Source organism: Malikia sp. (genome assembly GCF_028687635.1).
GTDB lineage: Bacteria > Pseudomonadota > Gammaproteobacteria > Burkholderiales > Burkholderiaceae_C > Malikia.
Map to the genome: position 1 here is coordinate 71,170 of NZ_JAQTZS010000001.1, position 20,902 is coordinate 92,071.

18 protein-coding genes and 2 tRNA genes are annotated in these 20,902 nt (G+C 67.6%); 12 read left to right on the plus strand and 8 right to left on the minus strand.

The genetic code is table 11. The features are described 5' to 3' along the window. Positions 1 to 4 precede the first annotated feature (4 nt). Together purM and PHR85_RS00380 are read left to right on the plus strand one after the other, a co-directional pair. Complete coding sequence (purM, locus tag PHR85_RS00375) at positions 5 to 1,042, plus strand: phosphoribosylformylglycinamidine cyclo-ligase (RefSeq protein WP_300049147.1); 1,038 nt, start codon at positions 5 to 7, stop codon at positions 1,040 to 1,042. Positions 1,043 to 1,191: 149 nt separating this feature from the next. Beyond that, positions 1,192 to 3,498, plus strand: a complete 2,307-nt coding sequence (locus tag PHR85_RS00380) for an ATP-binding protein (RefSeq protein WP_300049149.1) — start codon at positions 1,192 to 1,194, stop codon at positions 3,496 to 3,498. On the opposite strand, the gene murJ is transcribed toward PHR85_RS00380, so the two are convergent. Continuing rightward, on the minus strand, positions 3,495 to 5,054 hold the full coding sequence (gene murJ / locus PHR85_RS00385; RefSeq protein ID WP_300049151.1) for a murein biosynthesis integral membrane protein MurJ: 1,560 nt from the start codon (positions 5,052 to 5,054) through the stop codon (positions 3,495 to 3,497). The genes PHR85_RS00380 and murJ overlap by 4 nt on opposite strands. Positions 5,055 to 5,110: 56 nt before the next feature. On the opposite strand from murJ, the gene PHR85_RS00390 reads away from it, so the two are divergent. From PHR85_RS00390 to PHR85_RS00415, 6 genes are all read left to right on the plus strand, one after another. Then, the gene (locus PHR85_RS00390; protein WP_300049153.1) at positions 5,111 to 5,968 is read left to right on the plus strand and encodes a 3',5'-nucleoside bisphosphate phosphatase; all 858 of its coding nucleotides are present in this window, start codon (positions 5,111 to 5,113) and stop codon (positions 5,966 to 5,968) included. After that, a complete protein-coding gene (locus PHR85_RS00395) occupies positions 5,965 to 6,837 on the plus strand; it encodes a DMT family transporter (protein WP_300049155.1) in 873 nt (290 codons plus the stop codon). The genes PHR85_RS00390 and PHR85_RS00395 overlap by 4 nt, the downstream gene beginning before the upstream one ends. A 45-nt stretch (positions 6,838 to 6,882) precedes the next feature. Further along, positions 6,883 to 7,518 carry an L-threonylcarbamoyladenylate synthase gene (locus PHR85_RS00400; protein ID WP_300049157.1) on the plus strand — a complete coding sequence of 212 codons (636 nt, stop codon included), beginning with the start codon at positions 6,883 to 6,885 and terminating at the stop codon, positions 7,516 to 7,518. A gap of 36 nt (positions 7,519 to 7,554) precedes the next feature. Continuing rightward, on the plus strand, positions 7,555 to 8,223 hold the full coding sequence (locus PHR85_RS00405; protein ID WP_300049158.1) for a site-2 protease family protein: 669 nt from the start codon (positions 7,555 to 7,557) through the stop codon (positions 8,221 to 8,223). A gap of 52 nt (positions 8,224 to 8,275) precedes the next feature. Then, positions 8,276 to 9,571 carry a tryptophan--tRNA ligase gene (locus PHR85_RS00410; protein WP_300049160.1) on the plus strand — a complete coding sequence of 432 codons (1,296 nt, stop codon included), beginning with the start codon at positions 8,276 to 8,278 and terminating at the stop codon, positions 9,569 to 9,571. Positions 9,572 to 9,611: 40 nt separating this feature from the next. Further along, positions 9,612 to 9,703, plus strand: a tRNA-Ser gene (locus tag PHR85_RS00415). 395 nt (positions 9,704 to 10,098) lie between these two features. Here PHR85_RS00415 and PHR85_RS00420 read toward each other — a convergent pair. Then, positions 10,099 to 12,030 (minus strand): ATP-dependent helicase, encoded by a 1,932-nt coding sequence (locus PHR85_RS00420; RefSeq protein WP_300049162.1) that lies wholly within the window; start codon positions 12,028 to 12,030, stop codon positions 10,099 to 10,101. A 212-nt stretch (positions 12,031 to 12,242) separates the two neighbouring features. Here PHR85_RS00420 and PHR85_RS00425 point away from each other — a divergent pair, with 212 nt between their 5' ends. Both PHR85_RS00425 and PHR85_RS00430 read left to right on the plus strand, forming a co-directional pair. Beyond that, positions 12,243 to 12,554: a c-type cytochrome gene (locus PHR85_RS00425; RefSeq protein WP_300049164.1), complete on the plus strand. Its 312-nt coding sequence runs from the start codon at positions 12,243 to 12,245 to the stop codon at positions 12,552 to 12,554. A 15-nt stretch (positions 12,555 to 12,569) separates the two neighbouring features. Next, the gene (locus PHR85_RS00430; RefSeq protein WP_300049166.1) at positions 12,570 to 13,934 is read left to right on the plus strand and encodes an FAD/NAD(P)-binding oxidoreductase; all 1,365 of its coding nucleotides are present in this window, start codon (positions 12,570 to 12,572) and stop codon (positions 13,932 to 13,934) included. Between the two features lie 73 nt (positions 13,935 to 14,007). Here PHR85_RS00430 and PHR85_RS00435 read toward each other — a convergent pair. From PHR85_RS00435 to cysS, 6 genes are all read right to left on the minus strand, one after another. Then, positions 14,008 to 14,100: transfer RNA gene (locus PHR85_RS00435), tRNA-Ser, on the minus strand. A 35-nt stretch (positions 14,101 to 14,135) separates the two neighbouring features. Then, positions 14,136 to 15,419 (minus strand): aspartate kinase, encoded by a 1,284-nt coding sequence (locus tag PHR85_RS00440; RefSeq protein ID WP_300049168.1) that lies wholly within the window; start codon positions 15,417 to 15,419, stop codon positions 14,136 to 14,138. 73 nt (positions 15,420 to 15,492) lie between these two features. Beyond that, positions 15,493 to 16,485: a tRNA lysidine(34) synthetase TilS gene (gene tilS, locus PHR85_RS00445; RefSeq protein ID WP_300049170.1), complete on the minus strand. Its 993-nt coding sequence runs from the start codon at positions 16,483 to 16,485 to the stop codon at positions 15,493 to 15,495. Next, positions 16,463 to 17,452 carry an acetyl-CoA carboxylase carboxyltransferase subunit alpha gene (locus tag PHR85_RS00450; RefSeq protein ID WP_300049172.1) on the minus strand — a complete coding sequence of 330 codons (990 nt, stop codon included), beginning with the start codon at positions 17,450 to 17,452 and terminating at the stop codon, positions 16,463 to 16,465. The genes tilS and PHR85_RS00450 overlap by 23 nt, the downstream gene beginning before the upstream one ends. 39 nt (positions 17,453 to 17,491) lie before the next feature. Continuing rightward, positions 17,492 to 18,178 carry a DNA-3-methyladenine glycosylase gene (locus tag PHR85_RS00455; RefSeq protein WP_300049174.1) on the minus strand — a complete coding sequence of 229 codons (687 nt, stop codon included), beginning with the start codon at positions 18,176 to 18,178 and terminating at the stop codon, positions 17,492 to 17,494. Between the two features lies 1 nt (position 18,179). Then, a complete protein-coding gene (gene cysS, locus PHR85_RS00460; RefSeq protein ID WP_300049176.1) occupies positions 18,180 to 19,562 on the minus strand; it encodes a cysteine--tRNA ligase in 1,383 nt (460 codons plus the stop codon). Positions 19,563 to 19,721: 159 nt separating this feature from the next. Here cysS and PHR85_RS00465 point away from each other — a divergent pair, with 159 nt between their 5' ends. Next, the gene (locus tag PHR85_RS00465) at positions 19,722 to 20,276 is read left to right on the plus strand and encodes a tetratricopeptide repeat protein (protein ID WP_300049178.1); all 555 of its coding nucleotides are present in this window, start codon (positions 19,722 to 19,724) and stop codon (positions 20,274 to 20,276) included. A gap of 26 nt (positions 20,277 to 20,302) precedes the next feature. Further along, the gene (locus PHR85_RS00470) at positions 20,303 to 20,902 is read left to right on the plus strand and encodes a peptidylprolyl isomerase (protein WP_300049180.1); all 600 of its coding nucleotides are present in this window, start codon (positions 20,303 to 20,305) and stop codon (positions 20,900 to 20,902) included.

A 20,902-nucleotide genomic window follows, 5' to 3' on the forward strand; every position in this document is an offset into this window, starting at 1 on the left:
TCTGATGACAACGACTCCTATCTCCTACAAAGACGCCGGCGTGGACATCGTCGCGGGCGACGCACTGGTCGAACGCATCAAGCCGCTGGCCAAGAAGACCATGCGCGAAGGCGTGCTGGCCGGCATCGGCGGCTTCGGCGCGCTGTTCGAAGTGCCCAAGCGCTACCAGGAGCCAGTGCTGGTTTCCGGCACCGACGGCGTGGGCACCAAGCTCAAGCTGGCCTTCGAGTGGAACATGCACGACACCGTCGGCATCGACCTGGTCGCGATGAGCGTCAACGACGTGCTGGTGCAAGGCGCCGAGCCGCTGTTCTTCCTCGACTATTTCGCCTGCGGCAAGCTTGATGTCGACACCGCGGCGGCCGTGGTGGGCGGCATCGCCAAGGGCTGCGAGCTGTCGGGCTGCGCGCTGATCGGTGGCGAAACCGCCGAGATGCCGGGCATGTACCCGGCCGGTGAATACGACCTGGCCGGCTTTGCCGTCGGCGCGGTCGAGAAGTCCAAGATCCTGACCGGCCAGAGCGTCAAGCCGGGCGACGTGGTGCTGGGCCTGGGCTCGCACGGCGTGCATTCCAACGGTTTCTCGCTGGTGCGCAAGTGCATCGAGCGCGCCGAGGCCACCGCCAGCGTGCCCGCCACGCTCGACGGCCAGCCGTTCAAGCAGGCCATCATGGCGCCGACCCGCCTGTACGTGAAGAACGTGCTGGCCGCGCTGGCCCAGCACCCGATCAAGGCGCTGGCCCACATCACCGGCGGCGGCCTGCTCGAGAACATCCCGCGCGTGCTGCCCGAAGACACCGCCGCGCACCTGGTCAAGGGCAGCTGGCCGCAGACCGAGCTGTTCGCCTGGCTGCAGGCCACCGCCGGCATCGACGACATCGAGATGAACCGCACCTTCAACAACGGCATCGGCATGGTCGTGGTCGTGGCGGCCGAAGAAGCAGCCGCCACCGCTGCCACGCTGCGCGAGCTCGGCGAGAAGGTCTACGAGATCGGCCGCATCGCCGAGCAGGGCGCGGGCGAGCAGGTCGTGGTGGCCTGAACGCGGTCCACCACAGGACAACGCCGCGCTGACGCGGCGTTGTCACCCTCGACGCGCCGAGCGACGGGTCCGGACGGGGCCCGTGCTTCGTCGAGGTCAGCTTCATCCCAGGCACGAAACCAGATCTCGTGCCACCCAGAAAGCCTCCGATGCGCGCGCGCAACCGTCCTCTCGCCCACTGCGTTCGCATCCTCGGTTGCGGGAACTGGCTGCTGACGGCTGCTGCCTTCGCGGCGCAGGAAACCCAGGCGACGCCGCCGCGCGACTTCGGCGGCCTGCTGGCCAGCCTCTTGCTGCTGACGCTGCTGGCCTCGCTGGGCTGGGGCCTGCGCTTGCAGCGACGCCTGCGGGGCTGCCAGACCGCGCTCGCGCAAGAGACCGACCAGCACAGCCAGGCCATGCAAGCCAGCGAGCAGTCAAGCCGGTTCCAGCGCCAATTGCTGGCCAAGTACGAAGCCAACCTGAGCGAGCTGAACCATCAGAAATTCGCCCTCGACCAGCACGCCATCGTCACGATCACCGACCCGGCGGGCGACATCACCTACGCGAACGACAAGTTCTGCGCCATCAGCGGCTACCGGCGCGAAGAACTTCTCGGGCGAAACCACCGGCTGATCAATTCAGGACAGGAGCCGCCAGCCCTGTTCGAGGACATGTGGGCCACCCTCGGCCGGGGCGAGGTCTGGCATGGCGAACTCTGCAACCGCGACAAGGCGGGCCAGCTGTACTGGGTCGACTCCACCATCGTTCCCCTGCTGAACGCGAAGGGCGAGCCCGAGCGGCACATCGCGATTCGCACCGACATCACCCGGATCAAGCGCATCGAGCAATCGCTGAAAGAGGCCAAGCAGGCGGCCGAGGCAGCCAACCTCGCCAAGAGCGCCTTCCTGGCCAACATGAGTCACGAAATCCGCACGCCGCTCAATGCCATGCTGGGCCTGGCCCAGGTGCTCCAGCGCGGCGAGCTCGACCAGCAGCAGCGCGACCTGGTGCATCGCCTGCGCGTCGCGGGCGATCTGCTGCTGCACAACCTCAACGACATCCTCGATTTCTCCAAGATCGAGGCGGGCCAGATGACGCTGGAGCAGCGCCCCTTCCAGCTTGCGCAATTGATGGAGAACATGAAAGGCCTCGTCGACAGCACGGCGCGCGCCAAGGGCTTGACGCTGAGCATGGACGCGCCCGATCTGGGTGACTGGCAGCTGATCGGGGACGCGTTGCGCGTCTCGCAGATCCTGCTGAACCTGACGAGCAATGCGATCAAGTTCACGTCCCACGGCAGCGTGGCGGTGCGCGTCATCCTGCTGGAACGCCACGACAGCCGCTGCCGGCTGCGCTTCGAGGTGAGCGACACCGGCATCGGCATCGCGGCCGACAAGCTGCCCACGCTGTTCCAACCCTTCACCCAGGCCGACAACAGCGTGATGCGGCGCTTCGGCGGCACCGGCCTGGGTCTGTCGATCTGCAAGCGCCTGACCGAGCTGATGGGCGGCACGATCGGGGTGGACTCCCAGGAGCACAGGAACAGCTGCTTCTGGTTCGAGTTGCCGTTCGAGCTGGATCAGTCCCAGGCTGGCGCCGGCTCGGAACCCCCGGCACAGGCGACAACGGCCACCATGGCGGGCAAGCGACTCGCGGGCTGCCATGTCCTGGTGGTCGACGACAGCGAGATGAATCTGTACACGGCCAAGCAGATGCTCACGCTTGAAGGCGCCACGACCACGCTCGCGATGAATGGCCGTCAGGCGCTGGATCTGCTGATGCTGCAACCCGACGGTTTCGACGCGGTGCTGATGGACATGCAGATGCCCGTGCTCAATGGGCTCGACGCGATCGGGGTGCTGCGCCACCAACTGGGCCTGGACAAGCTGCCGGTGGTGGTTTGCTCGGCCGGCGCCTTGTCCGAGGACCGCCAACGGGCGCTGGCCGTCGGCGCCAACGACTTCATGAGCAAGCCGATCGAGCTGGAACTGATGGTGGCAACCTTGTCACGCTGGATGGGACAGGCCGACGCGGCCACCGCCGTGACTGCGCAAGCCAGCGGGCACCGGAACGAGCCATCGCCCGACTCATCACCCGAGATCCCGGACTGGCCCGAAATCGACGGCATCGATGTCGCGCGGATGCGGGAAGAGTTCCACGGCGACAAGGAATTCTTCCTGACGCTGCTCGACATGCTGGCACACCAGTTGGACCTCACCCGGCGGCAGCTGCCGCTCGAACTCGCGCAAGGTCAGCCAGACCGGGCGGCACAGCGGCTGCACAAGCTGCGCGGCGCCGCTGGCAGCATAGGCGCGGGCCAGCTCGTGCAGGCCTGCCGGCAGCTCGAGGACGCGGTCCGAGCCAACGACCCGGAACTGGAGGCGCAGCTGCGGCAGTTTGAAAGCGGCATGGCGACACTGCAGCAGGCCTGTGCGCCCTGGCGGCTCGAACCCAAGGACTTGCACCGTTCCTAGCGCCGCACGAACTGACGCAGCTTGAATCCGGTCGCGAACAGTGCCCCGAAATACAGCAAGGCCGATCCGGCCACCGCCAGCGCGAGCCAGAGCACGCGCTCGACCTTGCCCAGAGCCAGCCAGTCGAGGGCGCCAGCGGCCCAGACCAGATACAGCGCCAGCAGCGCGCTGGCCGCCGCGACCCGCAGGCCAAAGCGCAGCCAGCCCGGCTGCGGCTGGTAGGCACCACGGCGCAGCAGCCCGAACAGCAGCCAGCCGGCATTGAGCAGCGCGCCCAGGCCGATCGAGAGCGCCAGCCCGGCATGCCCCAGCCAGGGCACGAACAGCAGGTTCATGAGCTGGGTGCAGACCAGCACCACGATCGCGATGCGCACCGGCGTGCGGATGTCCTGGCTGGCGTAGAAGCCCGGCGCCAGCACCTTGAGCGCGATCAGCCCGAGCAGGCCGACGCCGTAGCCGGTCAGCGCGAGCTGGGTCTGCTGCACATCGATGGCCTGGAAGGCGCCGTAGTGGTAGAGCACCGCGACCAGCGGGCGGCCAAAACCCAGCAGGGCCACCGCGCAGGGCATGGCCAGCAGCACGACCCAGCGCAGGCCCCAGTCGAGCAGCCCGCTGTAGCGCGCATCATCGCCTGACGCCCTGGCCGCCGAGAGCTGGGGCAGGAGCACCACGCCCAGCGCCACCCCCAGCATCGCGGTCGGGAACTCCATCAGGCGGTCGGCATAGGTCAGCCAGCTCACGCTGCCGGTGCGCAGATGGGACGCGATCTGGGTGTTGATCAGCAGCGAGATCTGCGCCACGCCCACGCCCAGCAGCGCCGGCGCCATCAGCGCCAGGATGCGGCGGGTACCCGCATGCGCCCAGGCCGAACGCAGCCCGGCCAGACTGGGGCGCAGGCGCGGCAGCAGGCCCAGCCGCTTCAAGGCCGGCAGCTGCACGCCCAGCTGCAGCATGCCGCCGCCCAGCACGCCGCCCGCCAGCGCGTAGATCGGCTCGATGCCCAGGCGGCCGAACCAGGGCGCGCCCCAGGCCGCCGCCGCGATCATCGACAGGTTGAGCAGCACCGGCGTGGCGGCCGGCACCGCGAAGCGCTTCCAGGTGTTGAGGATGCCGGCGGCCAGCGCGACCCCCGACATGAAGCCGATGTAGGGGAACATCCAGCGCGTCAGCACCACCGCGACCTCGAAGCCATGCGGGTCCTGCTGCAGGCCCGAGGCCATCAGCCAGACCAGCACCGGCGCGGCCGCCACGCCCACGACACAGGTGAAGGTGAGCGCGACGGCCAGCAGGGTGGCGACCTGGTCGATCAGCTGGCGCGTCGCGTCGTCGCCATCCCTGGCGCGGCTGGCGGCCAGCACCGGCACGAAGGCCTGGCTGAAGGCGCCCTCGGCGAACAGGCGCCGCAGCAGGTTGGGGATGCGAAAGGCGACGTTGAAGGCGTCGGTCAGCGCGCTGGCGCCGAAGCTGGAGGCGATCAGCAACTCCCGCGCCAGACCCGTGATGCGCGAGGCCAGGGTCAGCAGGGAGACGAGGGAGGCGGATTTGAACAGTGACACGCGAGCGAGTGTAGCCGCCGCCGGCCAAGGTGGCGCGGCAGAACTAGAATGGCCGGGTGACCATTCTGAACGCCGACCTGCACTGCCACTCCACCGTCTCCGACGGCACGCTGGAACCCGAAGCCCTGGCCGCGCGCGCCCAGGCCAACGGAGTCGAACTCTGGTCGCTGACCGACCACGACGAGGTGGCCGGTCAGCGCCGCGCCATGGCAGCCGCCCGGGCGCTGGGCCTGCCCTACCTGAGCGGGGTGGAAATCTCGGTCACCTTCGCCCACCTCACCGTGCACATCGTCGGGCTGGGCTTCGACCCCGACAACGAGCAGCTGGTGCGCGGCCTGGAACTGACCCGGGGCGGGCGCGGCGCCAGGGCCCGGGAGATGAGCGCGCAACTGGCCAGGATCGGCATCGAGGGCGCCTACGAGGGCGCGCTCAAGTATGTTGGCAACCCCGAGCTGATCTCGCGCACGCATTTCGCCCGCTTCCTGGTCGAGAGCGGCGTCTGCCGCGACACCAACGAGGTATTCCGCAAATACCTGGCCGACGGCAAGCCCGGCTTCGTGCCGCACCGCTGGGCGGCGCTGGGCGATGCGGTGCGCTGGATACGCGAGGCCGGCGGCATCGCCGTGATCGCGCACCCGGCCCGCTACGACCACAACCCGACGCGGGAATACGCCTTGTTCTCCGAGTTCAAGCAGCATGGCGGCCAGGGCGTCGAGGTCGTCTGCGGCAGCCATTCGACGAGCGAATACGCCAAGTACGCCGAGCTCGCGCTCGAGTTCGGCCTGGCCGCCTCGCGCGGCAGCGACTTCCACTGCCCGGACGAGAGCCGGATCGACCTCGGCGACCTGCCCTTGCTCGAAGGCCGGCTGACCCCGGTCTGGGAGCTGCTGGTCGACCGCATCCAGCCGGCATGAACGGCCACCGCCCCCTGCAAGGCATCGCCTTGCTGCTGCTCGCGGTGGCCTGCTTCGCGACGCTGGACAGCTCGATCAAGTACGTCAGCGCCAGCGTCTCGGTGCTGACCGCGATGTGGTTCCGCTACCTGTTCCAGGCGCTGGCCATGAGCGCCGTCGTCCTGCCCACGCGCGGCTGGCGCTCGCTGCACACCAGCCACCCCAGGCTGCACCTGCTGCGCGGCATCCTGCTGCTGCAGACCAGCATCCTGGCCTTCTTCAGCCTGCAATGCCTGCCGGTGGGCGAGTTCACCGCGATCATCATGCTCACTCCCCTGGTCACGACCTTGCTGGCCGCCACCTTCTTCCAGGAGCGCGTCAGCCTGCTGCGCTGGCTGCTGGTGGCGGGCGGCTTCGGCGGCGCGCTGCTGGTGGCGCAGCCACGCGGCGACGCGCAGGGCTGGGTGCTGCTGCTGCCACTCGGGTGCACGCTGACCAACTCGCTGTTCCACATCGTCACCAGCCGGATGGCGCGCAGCGAAAGCGCGATCCAGCTCAACTTCTTCTCCGGCTGGATCGGCATGCTGGCGCTGAGCGCCTTGCTGCCCTGGGGCTGGCAGGGCCTGCCCGACAGCGGCAGCCTCGCGGTGCTCGGCCTGGCCGGACTCACGGGCACGCTGGGCCATTTCATGCTCGGTGCTGCCTTCGGGCGTGCCAGTGCGGCCACGCTGGCGCCCTATCTCTACGCCCAGATCGGCTTCGCGGCGCTGGCCGGCTGGCTGGTGTTCGACCACATGCCCGGCGCGCTGGAGTTCGCCGGCATCGCGCTGATCGCGGCCTGCGGCGCCTCGGCCGCCTGGCTGGCGGCGCGCGTGCCTCGGCCCGTCTGACCCGAACACCGGCTGAACACCGGCTCAAGGTGGGACAATCGCCGCATGTCGCAGTATTTCGAAGTCCACCCCGAGAATCCGCAAGCCCGCCTTCTCAAGCAGGCCGTGCAGCTGCTGGAAAAAGGCGGCGTGCTCGCCGTGCCCACTGACTCCAGCTACGCGCTGGTCTGCCAGCTCGACGACAAGTCGGCGGTCGAGCGGCTGCGCCGCATCCGCGGCGTCGACGACAAGCATCACCTGACGCTGCTGTGCCGCGACCTCAGCGAGCTGGCCAGCTACGCGCGGGTCGACAACCGGCAATACCGCCTGCTCAAGCTCGGCACGCCCGGCCCCTACACCTTCATCCTGGAGGCCAGCAAGGAAGTGCCGCGCCGCGCCAGCCACCCCTCGCGCAAGACCATAGGCCTGCGCGTGCCCGAGCACCGGGCGCTGCAGGAACTGCTGGCGCTGCACGGCGCGCCGCTGCTGGCCAGCACGCTGATCCCCCCTGGCGAGGCCGATCCGCTCAACGACCCGCAGGAAATCCGCGAGCGCTTCGAGCAGGAGCTGGCCGCCGTGATCGACGCTGGCGCCTGCTCGCTTGAACCCACCACAGTGATCGATCTCACGCCGATGGGCTCGGGCGACGAACCCGAGGTGATCCGCGCCGGCCGCGGTCCGCTGGCCGCGCTCGGCCTATGAAGCCAGTCTCTGAAGCCGGCCTGCGACAATAAGCCGATGGACTTCGCCCAAATCATCCAGACCGTTGCGATCTACGCCCTGCCGGTGCTGTTCGCCATCACCGTGCACGAGGCCGCGCACGGCTATGCGGCGCGCCATTTCGGCGACAACACGGCTTGGTCGCGGGGACGCATCACGCTCAACCCCATCAAGCATATCGATCCGGTCGGCACCATACTGATGCCGCTGATCCTCTATTTCGCGACCGCGGGCAGCTTCCTGTTCGGCTACGCCAAGCCGGTGCCGGTCGACTTCGGACGGCTGCGCAACCCCAAGCGCGACATGGTCTGGGTCGCGCTGGCCGGACCGGCCTCCAACTTCGCGCAGGCGCTGCTCTGGGCGGCGCTGCTGATCCTGCTGCACGCGCTCGGCGTGCGCGAGCGCTTCTTCCTCGGCATGTGCCTGGCCGGCGTCAATGTCAACCTGGTGATGTTCGCCTTCAACCTGTTCCCGCTGCCGCCACTCGACGGCGGCCGCATCCTGGTCGGCCTGCTGCCCTGGAAGCAGGCGGTCGCCGTCTCGCGCATCGAGCCCTGGGGCTTCTTCATCGTGATGGCGCTGGTCGTCAGCGGCATCGTCGGCAGCTTCTGGCTGCGCCCGCTGATGGCACTCGGCGCCGGCGTGATCGAGTTGCTGCTGACGCCGCTGCGCTGGCTGCTGCTCTGATCGATCCGACCGTCCCCTATCTCTTTCGTCCCACGCACCCGTTTTCCTTCCCATGAGCTCCCCCCTGCGCGTTCTCACCGGCATCACCACCTCGGGCACGCCCCACCTCGGCAACTACGTCGGCGCCGTGCGCCCGACCGTGCGCGCCAGCCGACTGCCCAATACCGAGAGCTTCCTGTTCCTGGCCGACTACCATGCGCTGATCAAGACCGGCGACCCGGCGCGCGTGCAGCGCTCGACGCTGGAGATCGCCGCCACCTGGATCGCCTGCGGCCTGGCGCCAGAACAGGTCACCTTCTACCGCCAGTCCGACATCCCCGAGATCACCGAGCTGACCTGGTTCCTGACCTGCCTGACCGGAAAGGGCCTGCTCAACCGTGCGCACGCCTACAAGGCGATGCTGGACAAGAACGCCGCCGCCGGTGCCGACCCGGATGACGGCGTCAACGCCGGCCTGTTCATGTACCCGGTGCTGATGGCGGCCGACATCCTGCTGTTCAACGCCAATCTGGTGCCGGTCGGCCGCGACCAGGTCCAGCATATCGAGATGGCGCGCGACATCGCTTCCAGCTTCAACCACCAGTACGGCGAGCATTTCGTGCTGCCCGAGGCGGTGATCGAGGACGCCGTCGCCACCCTGCCCGGCCTCGACGGCCGCAAGATGAGCAAGAGCTACGACAACACGATCCCGCTGTTCGCGCCGCGCGAGCAGCTGAAGAAGCTCATCCTGGGCATCGTGACCGACTCCAAGACCCCCGGCGAGCCCAAGGACACCGAAGGCTCGGCGCTGTTCCAGATCTACCAGGCCTTCGCCACCCCCGAGGAAACCGCCGCCTTCGCGCAGGCCTACGCCGACGGCATCGGCTGGGGCGACGCCAAGCAGCGACTGTTCGAGCGCATCGACAGCGAGATCGCCCCGATGCGCGCCACCTACGAGGAGCTGATGACCTACCCCGAGCGGGTCGAGGCCCTGCTGCGGGCCGGCGCCGCCAAGGCACGCGCCGTCGCCACCCCCTTCACCGCCCGGCTGCGCCACGCCGTTGGCCTGCGCCCGCTGCAGGCTCTCGCCGAAACCAGGGTCAAGACCGACAAGGCCGCGCTGCCGAGCTTCAAGCAATACCGCGAGAAGGACGGCCTGTTCTACTTCAAGCTCGCCGATGCCAAGGGCCGCGTGCTGCTGCAAAGCCGTGGCTACGCCTCGCCCAAGCATTGCGGCGAGGCCATCGCCCACCTCAAGGCCCAGGGCTGGAGCGCCAGCCCCGCGCTGCACGAGATGGCCGCCGTCGCCGAAGGCGCGAGCGCGGCCGAGGCCGATGCGGCTTTGCAAGCCTTGCGCGAGGCAGCTTGAAAACTGGCCGAAAATGCTGCTACAATAGTGGCTTCGACACGGAGAGATGGCAGAGTGGTCGAATGCGCCGGACTCGAAATCCGGTATACGGTTCATACCGTATCTAGGGTTCGAATCCCTATCTCTCCGCCAAATTCAAGGACTTACACGAGTCCGCAAGAGCCAGCCGCCATGCTGGCTTTTTTGTTTCCGGCCTCCATTCAGAAACCAGGACCCTGTCATGGTCATTGCTTGCGACTTGGCGCAGCAGGCGTATAGTGGAAACCACTGTCAGGTCCGAAGTTGAAGCGCAAGCGGATGCTCCGGCAAAGGAACAAAGCCCAAGGGTGGGATCCTGACTGACAGCGCTACCCACGCCAGCGGGACTGGCTAGGCCTATAGGTTTTTGGTAAAGGAGGTCCGCTTCGCGAGTAGTCTCAATCACTGAACCGAATGCCGCAAGGCCCCGCCCCGTCTTGACGGGGATACCCTCCTGCTAGTCAAGCAGTAACAAACCCGCCACCCGGCGGGTTTGTTGTTTTCCAGGCTCAGTCCGGCGCGAAATGCCGCAGGTAACGACTCGCCTGGCCGGGACGATGCACCAGCGTCAACTGGTATCTGGCGCGCGATGCCGCCACGTAGAACAGGTTGCGCTGATCGGGCGTCTCGCCATCGAAGTCCGCCCGGTTCAGGTCGGGAATGATGACATGCTCGAACTCCAGCCCCTTGACCGCCTCGATGCTCGACAGGATGATGCGCTCGCCAGCCCATTTTTCCGCATGGGCATCGTGGTCATGCGCCAGCAGGCTGCGCAGGAACTCGGTGATGGAGGCATAGGATTGACTGGCGCGCACCAGCCCCTGCAGGGAAAGCTCGGCATCCTCGGCGGCCTCGGCCTGCACGAAGACCCGACGTGCCAACGGGCGGATGTCCAGCTTGGCAACGACCCGCGCCAGGTCCTCGATCCGGTCGGAAGCGGCCAGCCGCATGGCCTCCCGCACCCGCTGGCTGGCCGTCGCGTGCGGGGTCTGCCTGAGCAGCTCGGGCAGCACGAACTCGACGAAGTTGGCCTGGGTCGCGCGCTCGACGATCTGGGCGGTCTGGGCCTCGTCCGCCTGCGGCATGACGCCGCCGATGAACTCCCAGCTCGCCCGCTTGGCCGGCCCCAGCAGCGTGGCCCGGAATGGATCCGGCAGCCCGACCGCTGCCGCGAGCAGCAGGCGCAGGAACAGGACTTCCGGCCGCTCCAGATAACTGGTGAAGCCCACGGTCTGGTAGCGGATCGCCTGGCGACGCAGGCCATGTTCCAGCTCGGTGGCGGCGCTGGGATGGCGCAGCAGCACTGCCAACTGCGATCTCGGGGAGTCCGGGCGCAAGCCCGGGCGCCGGGTCAGCGCGTCATTGATCCAGCCGATCAGCTCGGTGGCCGAGCTGGCCTGGCGCAGCTCCACCCTGGACTGGAGCGCCGCCTGGCTCGGATAGGGCTTGTGCGCCAACCGGGCCAGGGGCTGCGCGATCGCGCCGCCGAAGCGGCGCGTCTCGGTCAGCGGCAGGCGCTGGGGCTCGCCGATGAAGGCCGAAAAACCCGGCCCCATGAAGTAGGCATCGGCACCGTCACGGGCGTGAATGACCTGGTCCCGGTCGCCAACGCCCAGGAATTTCACCCCGTCATTGACCGCCAGCAAGGCCTGCAGCACCGTGAACATGGCCCAGTTGGTGTCGTGCATCTCGTCGAGGATCACCGCATCGAGCCTGAGCCGCAGCGGGTGCCGTTCCCAGCTGAATGACGAGTCGTCCGACGACAGGATGCGTGCCAGGTCGTAGGTCGCGTCGCCTGCATAGCGGAACCTCACGCGCGGCTCGCCGGCGGCATCGACGAAGTGACAGCGTTGCGACTCGTAGCACTGGTAGACCGCCAGGGTGGTGAAATCCCGCCCCAATTCGCCGGCGCTGTCCGGGGTGATCCGGAAACCCTCCTCCTGGCGCAGCAGCTGCATCGAGCCCTTGATCTGGGCGAACTCGTCGAGCAGGCCCTCGACCGCGAATTCGCCCGTGCCCTCCAGCGCGAACTCGCCCTGGTAGCGGGTCGAGAGCGACTCGCGCGCGCTGGCGATCGCGGCCAGCACCTCGGGGCGGACCTGCTCGGCGCGGCTCAGCCGTTCGACCGTCAGGTTTTCCAGCCATTTCAGGCGGGCCGCGCAGAAGTCCTCCAGCGTGCCGACCCGGATCGCCCGGGCGAGCTCGGGCTTGAAGCCCAGCCGCTGGAAGGCCTCGACATAGGCCTGGACGCCGGACTCGGTGAACGACAGCGCCACGATCCGGGACGGGTTGGCGCCCTGTTCGATCAGACGGGCAATCCTCAGCGCCGCCGTCGTGGTCTTGCCCGCGCCCGCGTTGGCCTCGACCAGGATGCGCGGGTGGGTGCAGGCGCAGATCTCGCTCTGCTCGCGGGTCATCACGATCGGGGTTGCCGCGCTCATCGGTGCCTTTGGGTTCAATGCTTGTTAAAGCCTTGCATTATTGATCCGGAACAAGAGATCAGCCCCGGCAACCGCCAAGGACTGCCAGCGGTTTCACGCCAGTCTCGCGCCCTTGACTATGGAGCACCTCATGGCCATTGATAAATGTTGAGCATGCCCGGGAAGCAACAGACATATACTCCCTCCACTATCTAAAGAAAAGGAGGTCCTTCATGAAACCTCGACACCTGAAAACGCTGCTGGCAGTCATGCTCTGCGGTCTTTCCTTGGCCGCATCGGCGCAGCAGCCAGCGGACAACGGTCGCCTGCTGGCATCCAACTGCTTCCAGTGCCACGGCACCAACGGCGTCAACGGCGCCTTTGGCAATCTGGCCGGCGTCACGCAGAAGGACTTGCTCGACAAGCTCAACGACATGCGGCTCAAGCCCGCAGGCGCCAACCTGATGGCGCCGCACGCGCGCGGCTACAGCAACACCGATCTGTACTGGATCACCTATTACTTTTCCCGGCTGCCCAAGCCCTGAGCCAGGAGGCTTGTCATGAACAACAGAAGGCATTTCATCGCGGCGGCAGCCGCCACCGCCGCCGCCGCGCTCATCCCCTTGCGCGCCTCTGCGGCGGTCAACCGCGTCGTCGTCGTCGGCGGTGGCATGGCCGGCGCCACGGTGGCCAAGTACCTGCGCCTGTGGAGCAACCGGACCCTCGACGTGACGCTGGTCGAGCAGAATCCGACCTATGTCTCCAACATCATGAGCAACCTGGCCGTGACGGGCCAGGTCGCGCTCAGCAGCCTGAACTTCGGCTACGCCAAGCTCGTGTCCAAGTACGGTGTCAAGCTCGTCACGGCCAGCGTCACGGCGGTCGAACCCGCTGGCGCCGGTCTCTGGAAGGTCACGACCCGGACCGCGAACGGGAGCGTCGGCACCCTCCATGCCGAACGCGTGGTGCTCGCTCCGGGCATACAGATGGATCCGGTGCCCGAGACCTCCGACCCGACCCGATCGGCGGACATCCTGCATGCCTGGATCGCCGGGCCGCAGACCAACCAGCTGCGTCAGCGCCTCGCGGCCATGGCGCCCGGCGGCACCTTCGTGATGTCGATACCGCCCAAACCCTACCGCTGCCCACCCGGGCCGTACGAGCGCGCCTGCGTGGTGGCCGACTACCTCAAGCGCAACAAGCCGAACTCGCGCCTCGTCGTGCTCGACGCCAACCCAGGCATCTCGGCCGAGCCCGAGAACTTCGGCTACGCCTTCGGCACGCTCTACCCCAGCGTGCTGCAGTATGTCCCGAACGCCAAGGTGGTGTCGGTCGACTCGCCCAGCGGCACCGTGACCGCGGACGTGACCGTCTCCGGCGTGACGACGCGCCAGCAGTTCGCCAGCAACGTGCTCAACGTCATCCCGCCGCACCGGGCCGGCGCCATCGTCCAGCTGGCCGGACTGGCCAATGCAACCGACCAGCCCTTCGCCCAGGTCTGGCCCTACTCGTTCGAATCGGTCGCCAAGCCCGGACTGCATGTCATCGGCGACTCGCACCGCACCGCGGGCACGGGCGGCACCGGCCTGCCGATGGCCGGCCATGTCGGCAACCAGGAGGCCAAGATCTGCGCCAGCGCGATCGTCAGCCTGCTGGCCGGCAAGTCGGTCGACACGGCCTTGCTGGCGGCCAACTCGGCCTGCTATTCGCCGGTCAGCAGCACGCTGGCGTCCTGGCTCACCGCGGTCTACCACTACGAGGACTACACCGATCCCAAGACGCTGCTGACCTCCAGGAAGTTCGTCATCCATGACTACGTCAGCGGCAGCACGGGCGTCGCGACCGAGGCACTCAAGCCCAGCAGCGAGAACTTCTCGAAGATGAACACCTGGTTCAAGTCGCTGATGGCCGAGTCCTACTCGTGAGACAGGCCGGTGCGCGGATTCGGCGCGCACCATAGAGAAAGCCCAAGTAACTTGCGTTGCTTGGGCTCTGTCTTGGCGGAGCGGGAGGGATTCGAACCCTCGATGAGGCTCTACACCCCATACTCCCTTAGCAGGGGAGCACCTTCGGCCACTCGGTCACCGCTCCGGAAGCCCTTATTATGCCTCAAAAAAACGGGGTTCTCAGGCCTGGGCCAGAGAATCTTGCGGCTGGTCGAGGTCGAATTCGCGGTGCAGCGCGCGCACGGCGAGCTCCATGTACTTCTCGTCGATCACGACCGAGGTCTTGATCTCGGAGGTCGAGATCATCTGGATGTTGATGTTCTCGGCGCTCAGGCAACGGAACATGCGGCTGGCCACGCCGACATGGCTGCGCATGCCGATGCCGACGATGCTGACCTTGCAGATGCGGGCGTCGCCGATGACTTCAGCGGCGCCGAGCTGCGGCGCGACCTGGTCCTTGAGCAGTTCCAGCGTCTTGGCCAGGTCGTTGCGGTTGACGGTGAAGCTGAAGTCGGTCAAGCCGCCCTTGCTCACGTTCTGGATGATGACGTCGACCTCGATGTTGGCATCGGCCACCGCGCCCACGATCTGGTAGGCGATGCCGGGGGTGTCAGGCACGCCCAGGACCGAGACCTTGGCCTCGTCGCGGTTGAAGGCAATACCGGAAACGACGGCTTGTTCCATATCTTCGTTGTCCTCGAAAGTGATCAGGGTGCCCGAGCGGGCTTCTTCGTTCAGGTCGATGTCCCAGGGCGTGAAGCTCGAAAGCACGCGCATCGGGACACGGTATTTGCCGGCAAACTCCACCGAGCGGATCTGCAGCACCTTGGAGCCCATGCTGGCCATCTCCAGCATCTCCTCGAAGCTGACGCGCTCCATGCGGCGGGCCTCGGGCACCACGCGCGGGTCGGTGGTGTAGACGCCATCGACGTCGGTGTAGATCAGGCACTCGTCGGCCTTGAGCGCGGCCGCCACGGCCACGGCCGAGGTGTCGGAGCCGCCACGGCCCAGCGTGGTCACGTTGCCCAGCGGATCGATGCCCTGGAAGCCGGTGATGATGACGACCTTGCCGGCATCGAGCTCGGCCTTGACGCGGACATCCTCGATCGACTCGATGCGCGCCTTGGTGTGGCTGCTGTCGGTCTTGATCGGCACCTGCCAGCCCGAGAAGCTGACCGCATCGAGGCCTTCGGCCTGCAGCGCGATCGCCAGCAGCGCGGACGAGGCCTGTTCGCCGGTGGCGCCGAGCTGGTCGAGCTCGCGGCCGTAGGCGACGCCCGGCTTGGCCGGCGCGAGTTCCTTGGCCAGGCCCAGCAGGCGGTTGGTTTCGCCGCTCATGGCGCTGGGGACGACCACCATCTGGTAGCCGGCGCGGTGCCACTTGGCGACACGCTTGGCGACGTTGCGGATGCGCTCGGTCGAGCCCATGCTGGTGCCGCCGTATTTGTGAACGATCAGTGCCATCGTGAAAACGGTGTAGGTAAGGCCGGAATGTGAAACTTTTGCGACGCCGGCTGCCGGACGCAAAACATTTCAATTATATCGATGGCTGGTAGCGCAGCCCCACGCCGTCGCGCAGCAGATGGCCGCTGGCGAGCTTGAGCCGGATGCGATGGCCGCGCGTGGTGCAGGCCGCGATCTGGTCCAGTGCCTGTTCCAGCTGGGCCTCGCTCGGCATGGCCTGCCAGCCGGCGCGCAGCCAGTGGCGCAGCACGTTGGCCTGGCGCGCGCGACTGAGCGTCTGCAACAGCTTGATGACGGGCGGATTGCCCACGGCCAGCAGGTCCTCGGCGGCCATCTCGTCGAGCAGGATCTGCGCCTGCGCGGCGTGACGCGCGCTGCGCGCCAGTGTCTGCGCATAGGCCGGAAAGGTCGCCGCCAAGGCTGGCAGCAGGCGCGCGCGGATGCGGTTGCGCGTGTAGCGCTCATCGGCATTGGTCGGATCGACCACGTAGGAGATGCCCTGCCGGTCGAGCCAGTCGCGCAAGGCCTGGCCATCGACGCCCAGCAGCGGGCGGCCGAAGCGGGCGCCGTGGCGCTCGAAGGACTCGGCCATGCCGGCCAGCCCCGGCAGGCCGGCGCCGCGACCGAGCGCCAGCAGCAGGGTCTCGGCCTGGTCCTGCGCATGCTGGCCCAGCAGCACCCAGGCGGCACCCGTTTCCCGGGCCGCAGCGGCCAGCGCCAGGTAGCGGGCCTGGCGCGCGGCGTCCTCGGGGCTCTGGCCAGGGGCATGGCGCGCATCGACCCGGATCACTTGCAGCTGCACGCCGAGCGCGTCACAGGCCAGGCGCGCATGGCGCTCGAAATCGTCGCCGGCGGCCTGCAGGCCATGGTGCACATGCAGCGCCCGCACCTGGCCTGGCCACAGCGTCCGCGCGGCCAGCAGCAGCGCGGTCGAGTCGGCGCCGCCGCTGTAGGCGACGGCCCAGGGCTGGGTGACAGCGGGCTTGGCGGCGGACAGCGGGTGGCGCGCCGCCCAGGCGCCCAGGGCGCCGAGGCAGGGATTGTCAGCCGCGCCGGCCCTTGCCATCGGCCTTGGTGTCGGTGAAGCGGCCGTAGCTGTTGAGGCGATCATGGCGACGCTCGATCAAGGCATCGGTCTTGAGGTCGGCCAGCTGACGCCAGGCATCGGCCAGCGCGCGCTTGAGGCTGGCGGCCATGGCCTGCGGGTCGCGGTGGGCGCCACCAACGGGCTCGCTGACGATCTTGTCGACCAGGCCCAGCGCCTTCAGGCGGTGCGCGGTGATGCCGAGCGCCTCGGCCGCTTCGCTGGCGCGCTCGCTGGTCTTCCAGAGGATGGAGGCACAGCCTTCCGGGCTGATGACCGAATAGACCGAATACTGCAGCATCAGCACCTGGTCGGCGACCGCGATCGCCAGCGCGCCGCCCGAGCCGCCTTCGCCGATGATGGTCGAGATGATCGGCACTTCGAGCTGCGCCATCTCGAAGATGTTGCGCCCGATCGCCTCCGACTGGCCGCGCTCCTCGGCGTCGATGCCGGGATAGGCGCCCGGCGTGTCGACGAAGGTGAACACCGGCAGCTTGAACTTCTCGGCCAGCTTCATCAGGCGCAGGGCCTTGCGATAGCCCTCGGGCTTGGTCATGCCGAAGTTGCGCAGGGCGCGCTCCTTGGTGTCGCGGCCCTTCTGATGGCCGATGACCATGCAGGGCTGGCCGTTGAAGCGCACCAGGCCGCCGACGATCGCCAGATCGTCGGCGAAGTGACGGTCGCCGTGCAGCTCGACGAAGTGGGTGAAGATCCCGTTCACATAGTCCAGCGTGTAGGGCCGGTCGCTGTGGCGCGCGATCTTGGTGATCTGCCAGGGCGTCAGCTCGCTGTAGATGTCACGGGTCAGCTGCAGGCTCTTCTTGCTGAGCTGCTCGATCTCTTCCGAGATGTCGACCGCGGACTCGGTCTGGACGTAACGCAGTTCTTCGATTTTGGATTCGAGTTCGGCAATCGGTTGCTCGAAGTCGAGGAAGTTCTTTTTCGCCAAGGTGTACTCCTTTGGTCGGTTCTGTGATGCGCGAACGCTTCAGCTCGCCGCCGGCACGGGATCCAACGAGCGCCAAATATACCAAGTCGCGACGCTGCAATAGGGGGACCAGGCGGCGGCGACCTCGCGCGCCTCGCTGCGGCTGACCGGCTCGCCCGAGAAATAGCTCTGGCTGATGCCTCGGATCAGGCCCACGTCATCGAGCGGCAGCACGTTCGGGCGCAGCAGGTAGAAGATCAGGAACATCTCGGCCGTCCAGCGGCCGATGCCACGGATCGCGACCAGTTCCTTGATGATGGATTCGTCGTCCATGCCGCGCCAGGCATTGACATGCAGCTCGCCCGAGTCGAAGTGGCGCGCCAGGTCGACCAGGTAGTCGATCTTGCGCGCGCTCAGGCCGGCGGCGCGCATGGCCTCGGGCGCAAGCGCCAGCACGCCAGCCGGACTGACCGCGGGCAGCAGCTTGACGAAGCGGTGCCAGGCCGCCTGCGCCGACTTGACCGAGATCTGCTGGCCGATCACGCTGCGCGCCAGCGTCGTGAAGGGATCGGCGCGCGACTGCAGCGTCACATCCGGAAAGCGCGGGATGAGCTTCTTCATCACGCGGTCGCGCTTCATCAAGTGGCGGCAGGCCTCGGCCCAATAGGGCGGGCGCAAGGGCGGCGACGCGCCAGCAGCCGCTTCGGCCACCGGCGAGGCGGCCGACTCGATCGGGGTTCTGGCCATTTCAGGCCCGTTCCCAGCTGGTGCCGGCCGGACCGTCCTTGAGCACCACGCCCTGCTCCAGCAGGGCCTTGCGGATGCGGTCGGCCTCGGGCCAGTCCTTGGCGGCCTTGGCGGCGGCGCGGGCTTCGATCTGCTGCTGGATCGCGGCTTCGTCGAGGCCGCCAGCCACGCTGCCGCCCTGCAGGAAGGCGGTCGGGTCTTCCTGCAACAGGCCCAGGATGGAACCCAGCGCCCTCAGCAGGCCGGCGCGCTCGGGCGAGCGGCTGCGGTTGACTTCGCTCGCGAGCTCGAACAGCACGGCGACCGCCTCGGGCGTGCCGAAGTCCTCGTCCATGGCGGCCTTGAAGCGCGCCGCGTAGTCGTCGCTCCAGTCGATCGCGACATCGGCCGCCGGCACCGAGGCCAATGCGGTGTAGAGGCGCTTCAGGGCATTGCGCGCGTCGTCGAGGTGGGCGTCGCTGTAGTTCAGCGCGCTGCGGTAATGCGCGCGCAGGATGAAGAAGCGCACCGTCTCGGCGTCGTAGCGGGCCAGCACCTCGCGGATGGTGAAGAAGTTGCCCAGGCTCTTGGACATCTTCTCGTTGTCGACGCGCACGAAGCCGTTGTGCATCCAGAACCGGGCCAGCGGCTGGCCGCTCGCGCCCTCGCTCTGGGCGATCTCGTTTTCGTGGTGCGGGAACTGCAGGTCGGCGCCGCCGCCGTGGATGTCGAAGCTCTCGCCCAGCATCTCGCAGCTCATGGCCGAGCACTCGATATGCCAACCCGGTCGGCCCAGGCCGTAGGCGCCGTCCCACTTGGCTTCGGCCGGCTCCTCGGCCTTGGCCGCCTTCCAGAGCACGAAATCGAGCGGATCCTGCTTGCCGTCATCCACCGCGACGCGTTCGCCGGCGCGCAGGTCGTCCAGGCTCTTGCCCGACAGCTTGCCGTAGCCCTCGAACTGGCGTACCGCGTAGTTGACATCGCCGTTGGCGCTGCGATAGGCCAGGCCTTTTTGTTCCAGCTTGCCGATCAGGTCCAGCATCTGCGGCACATACTCGGTCGCGCGCGGCTCGAAGGTCGGGCGCTCGATCTTGAGTGCGTCGGCATCCTGGTGCAGCGCATCGACCATGCGGTCGGTCAGGCCGCGGATGGTCTCGCCATTCTTGAGCGCGCGCGCGATGATCTTGTCGTCGATATCGGTGACGTTGCGCACATAGGTGACGCGATAGCCGCTGGCCTTGAGCCAGCGCTGCACGACATCGAACGCCACCATGGAGCGGGCATGCCCGAGGTGACACAGGTCGTAGACCGTCATGCCACAGACGTAGAGGCGCACATGGCCGGGTTCGATCGGAGAGAAGTCGTCGACGCGGCGCGTCAGCGAGTTGTAAATGCGCAAGGTCATGGGGAGCTTGGGGGCGGAACCCCTCAGATACAATCTTTTGCAGTATATCGGCGCAGGCTGATGGGGCCAGGCTTGACAACCAGCCCCAGCGCCGCGCAAGGTCGCGTATTGTGCCCGTTTTGGCGCGCCGCCCGGCCGCCCCCTTGCCGCAACGCCACCATGTCACGCCTTCACACCGGTTTCTCTCCTCCACTGTCCGCCGCACTGAGCGCCCTGCTGGGACTGGCAGGCCTGCTGGCCCCCGGCCTGTCGCGGGCCCAGACCAGCGTCCACGAGGAAGTCGCGCGCCTGCTGCGCGCCGGCCTGAGCGCCGAGGCGCAACAGAAGGCCGAGACCGCGCTGGCCCGGCAGCCGAACGACGCCCAGCTGCGCTTTCTCAAGGGCGTGGCGCAAAGCCAGAGCGGCCAGCCCGACGCCGCGAGCGCGACCTTCAGCGCGCTGACACAGGACTATCCCGAACTGCCCGAGCCCTACAACAACCTCGCCGTGCTGCACGCAGCGGCCGGCCGGCTCGATGCCGCCCGCGCGGCGCTCGAAACCGCCCTGCGCCTGAGCCCCGGCTACGCGACCGCGCACCAGAACCTGGGCGACATCCATGCCCGCCTGGCGGGCCAGGCCTGGGCGCGCGCGCTCGAGCTCGACCCCGGCAACCCCGCGCTGCGGCCCAAGCTGCAGATCCTCCAGCAACTGCCGTCCGAAGCGGCGCCGCGCTGATCCGACCGCCACCCACCCAGACCGCCATGAAAAGACGTCACCTGAACCGACTGATCGCCGGCACCGCGCTGGCGCTCGCCGCCGCCCTGCCCGCCTTGGCCCAGAACGCCGCTCAGCCGCCCGCCGCGCAGCGGGTCAAGCTCGAAACCAGCCTGGGCAACATCGTGCTCGAACTCGATGCGCAGAAGGCCCCGAAGACGGTCGCCAACTTCGTCCAGTACGTCAAGGACAAGCATTACGACGGCACCGTGTTCCACCGCGTGATCGACGGCTTCATGATCCAGGGCGGCGGCTTCACGGCCGAGATGCAGCAAAAGCCGACCCGCGCCAGCATCCCCAACGAGGCCGACAACGGCCTCAAGAACATCCCGCTGACGGTCGCGATGGCACGCACCAACGATCCGCATTCGGCCTCGGCCCAGTTCTTCATCAACATCGCCGACAACCGCTTCCTCAACCACACCCAGCCGACGCAGAACGGTTGGGGCTACGCGGTATTCGGCAAGGTCATCGCCGGCGCCGACGTGGTCGACAAGATCCGCCAGGTCCGCACCGGCAGCCGCGGCATGTTCGAAAACGTGCCGACCACCCCCGTCACCATCCTCAAAGCCACATTGGAGAAATAA

What these genes read in the sequence shown, in the direction of transcription:
- purM (WP_300049147.1), top strand. Translation starts at nt 5, where the DNA reads ATGACAACGACTCCTATCTCCTACAAAGACGCCGGCGTGGACATCGTC.
- PHR85_RS00380 (WP_300049149.1), top strand. Translation starts at nt 1,192, where the DNA reads ATGCGCGCGCGCAACCGTCCTCTCGCCCACTGCGTTCGCATCCTCGGT.
- PHR85_RS00395 (WP_300049155.1), top strand. Translation starts at nt 5,965, where the DNA reads ATGAACGGCCACCGCCCCCTGCAAGGCATCGCCTTGCTGCTGCTCGCG.
- PHR85_RS00400 (WP_300049157.1), top strand. Translation starts at nt 6,883, where the DNA reads ATGTCGCAGTATTTCGAAGTCCACCCCGAGAATCCGCAAGCCCGCCTT.
- PHR85_RS00405 (WP_300049158.1), top strand. Translation starts at nt 7,555, where the DNA reads ATGGACTTCGCCCAAATCATCCAGACCGTTGCGATCTACGCCCTGCCG.
- PHR85_RS00410 (WP_300049160.1), top strand. Translation starts at nt 8,276, where the DNA reads ATGAGCTCCCCCCTGCGCGTTCTCACCGGCATCACCACCTCGGGCACG.
- PHR85_RS00420 (WP_300049162.1), bottom strand. Translation starts at nt 12,030, where the DNA reads ATGAGCGCGGCAACCCCGATCGTGATGACCCGCGAGCAGAGCGAGATC.
- PHR85_RS00425 (WP_300049164.1), top strand. Translation starts at nt 12,243, where the DNA reads ATGAAACCTCGACACCTGAAAACGCTGCTGGCAGTCATGCTCTGCGGT.
- PHR85_RS00430 (WP_300049166.1), top strand. Translation starts at nt 12,570, where the DNA reads ATGAACAACAGAAGGCATTTCATCGCGGCGGCAGCCGCCACCGCCGCC.
- PHR85_RS00440 (WP_300049168.1), bottom strand. Translation starts at nt 15,419, where the DNA reads ATGGCACTGATCGTTCACAAATACGGCGGCACCAGCATGGGCTCGACC.
- tilS (WP_300049170.1), bottom strand. Translation starts at nt 16,485, where the DNA reads ATGGCAAGGGCCGGCGCGGCTGACAATCCCTGCCTCGGCGCCCTGGGC.
- PHR85_RS00455 (WP_300049174.1), bottom strand. Translation starts at nt 18,178, where the DNA reads ATGGCCAGAACCCCGATCGAGTCGGCCGCCTCGCCGGTGGCCGAAGCG.
- cysS (WP_300049176.1), bottom strand. Translation starts at nt 19,562, where the DNA reads ATGACCTTGCGCATTTACAACTCGCTGACGCGCCGCGTCGACGACTTC.
- PHR85_RS00465 (WP_300049178.1), top strand. Translation starts at nt 19,722, where the DNA reads ATGTCACGCCTTCACACCGGTTTCTCTCCTCCACTGTCCGCCGCACTG.
- PHR85_RS00470 (WP_300049180.1), top strand. Translation starts at nt 20,303, where the DNA reads ATGAAAAGACGTCACCTGAACCGACTGATCGCCGGCACCGCGCTGGCG.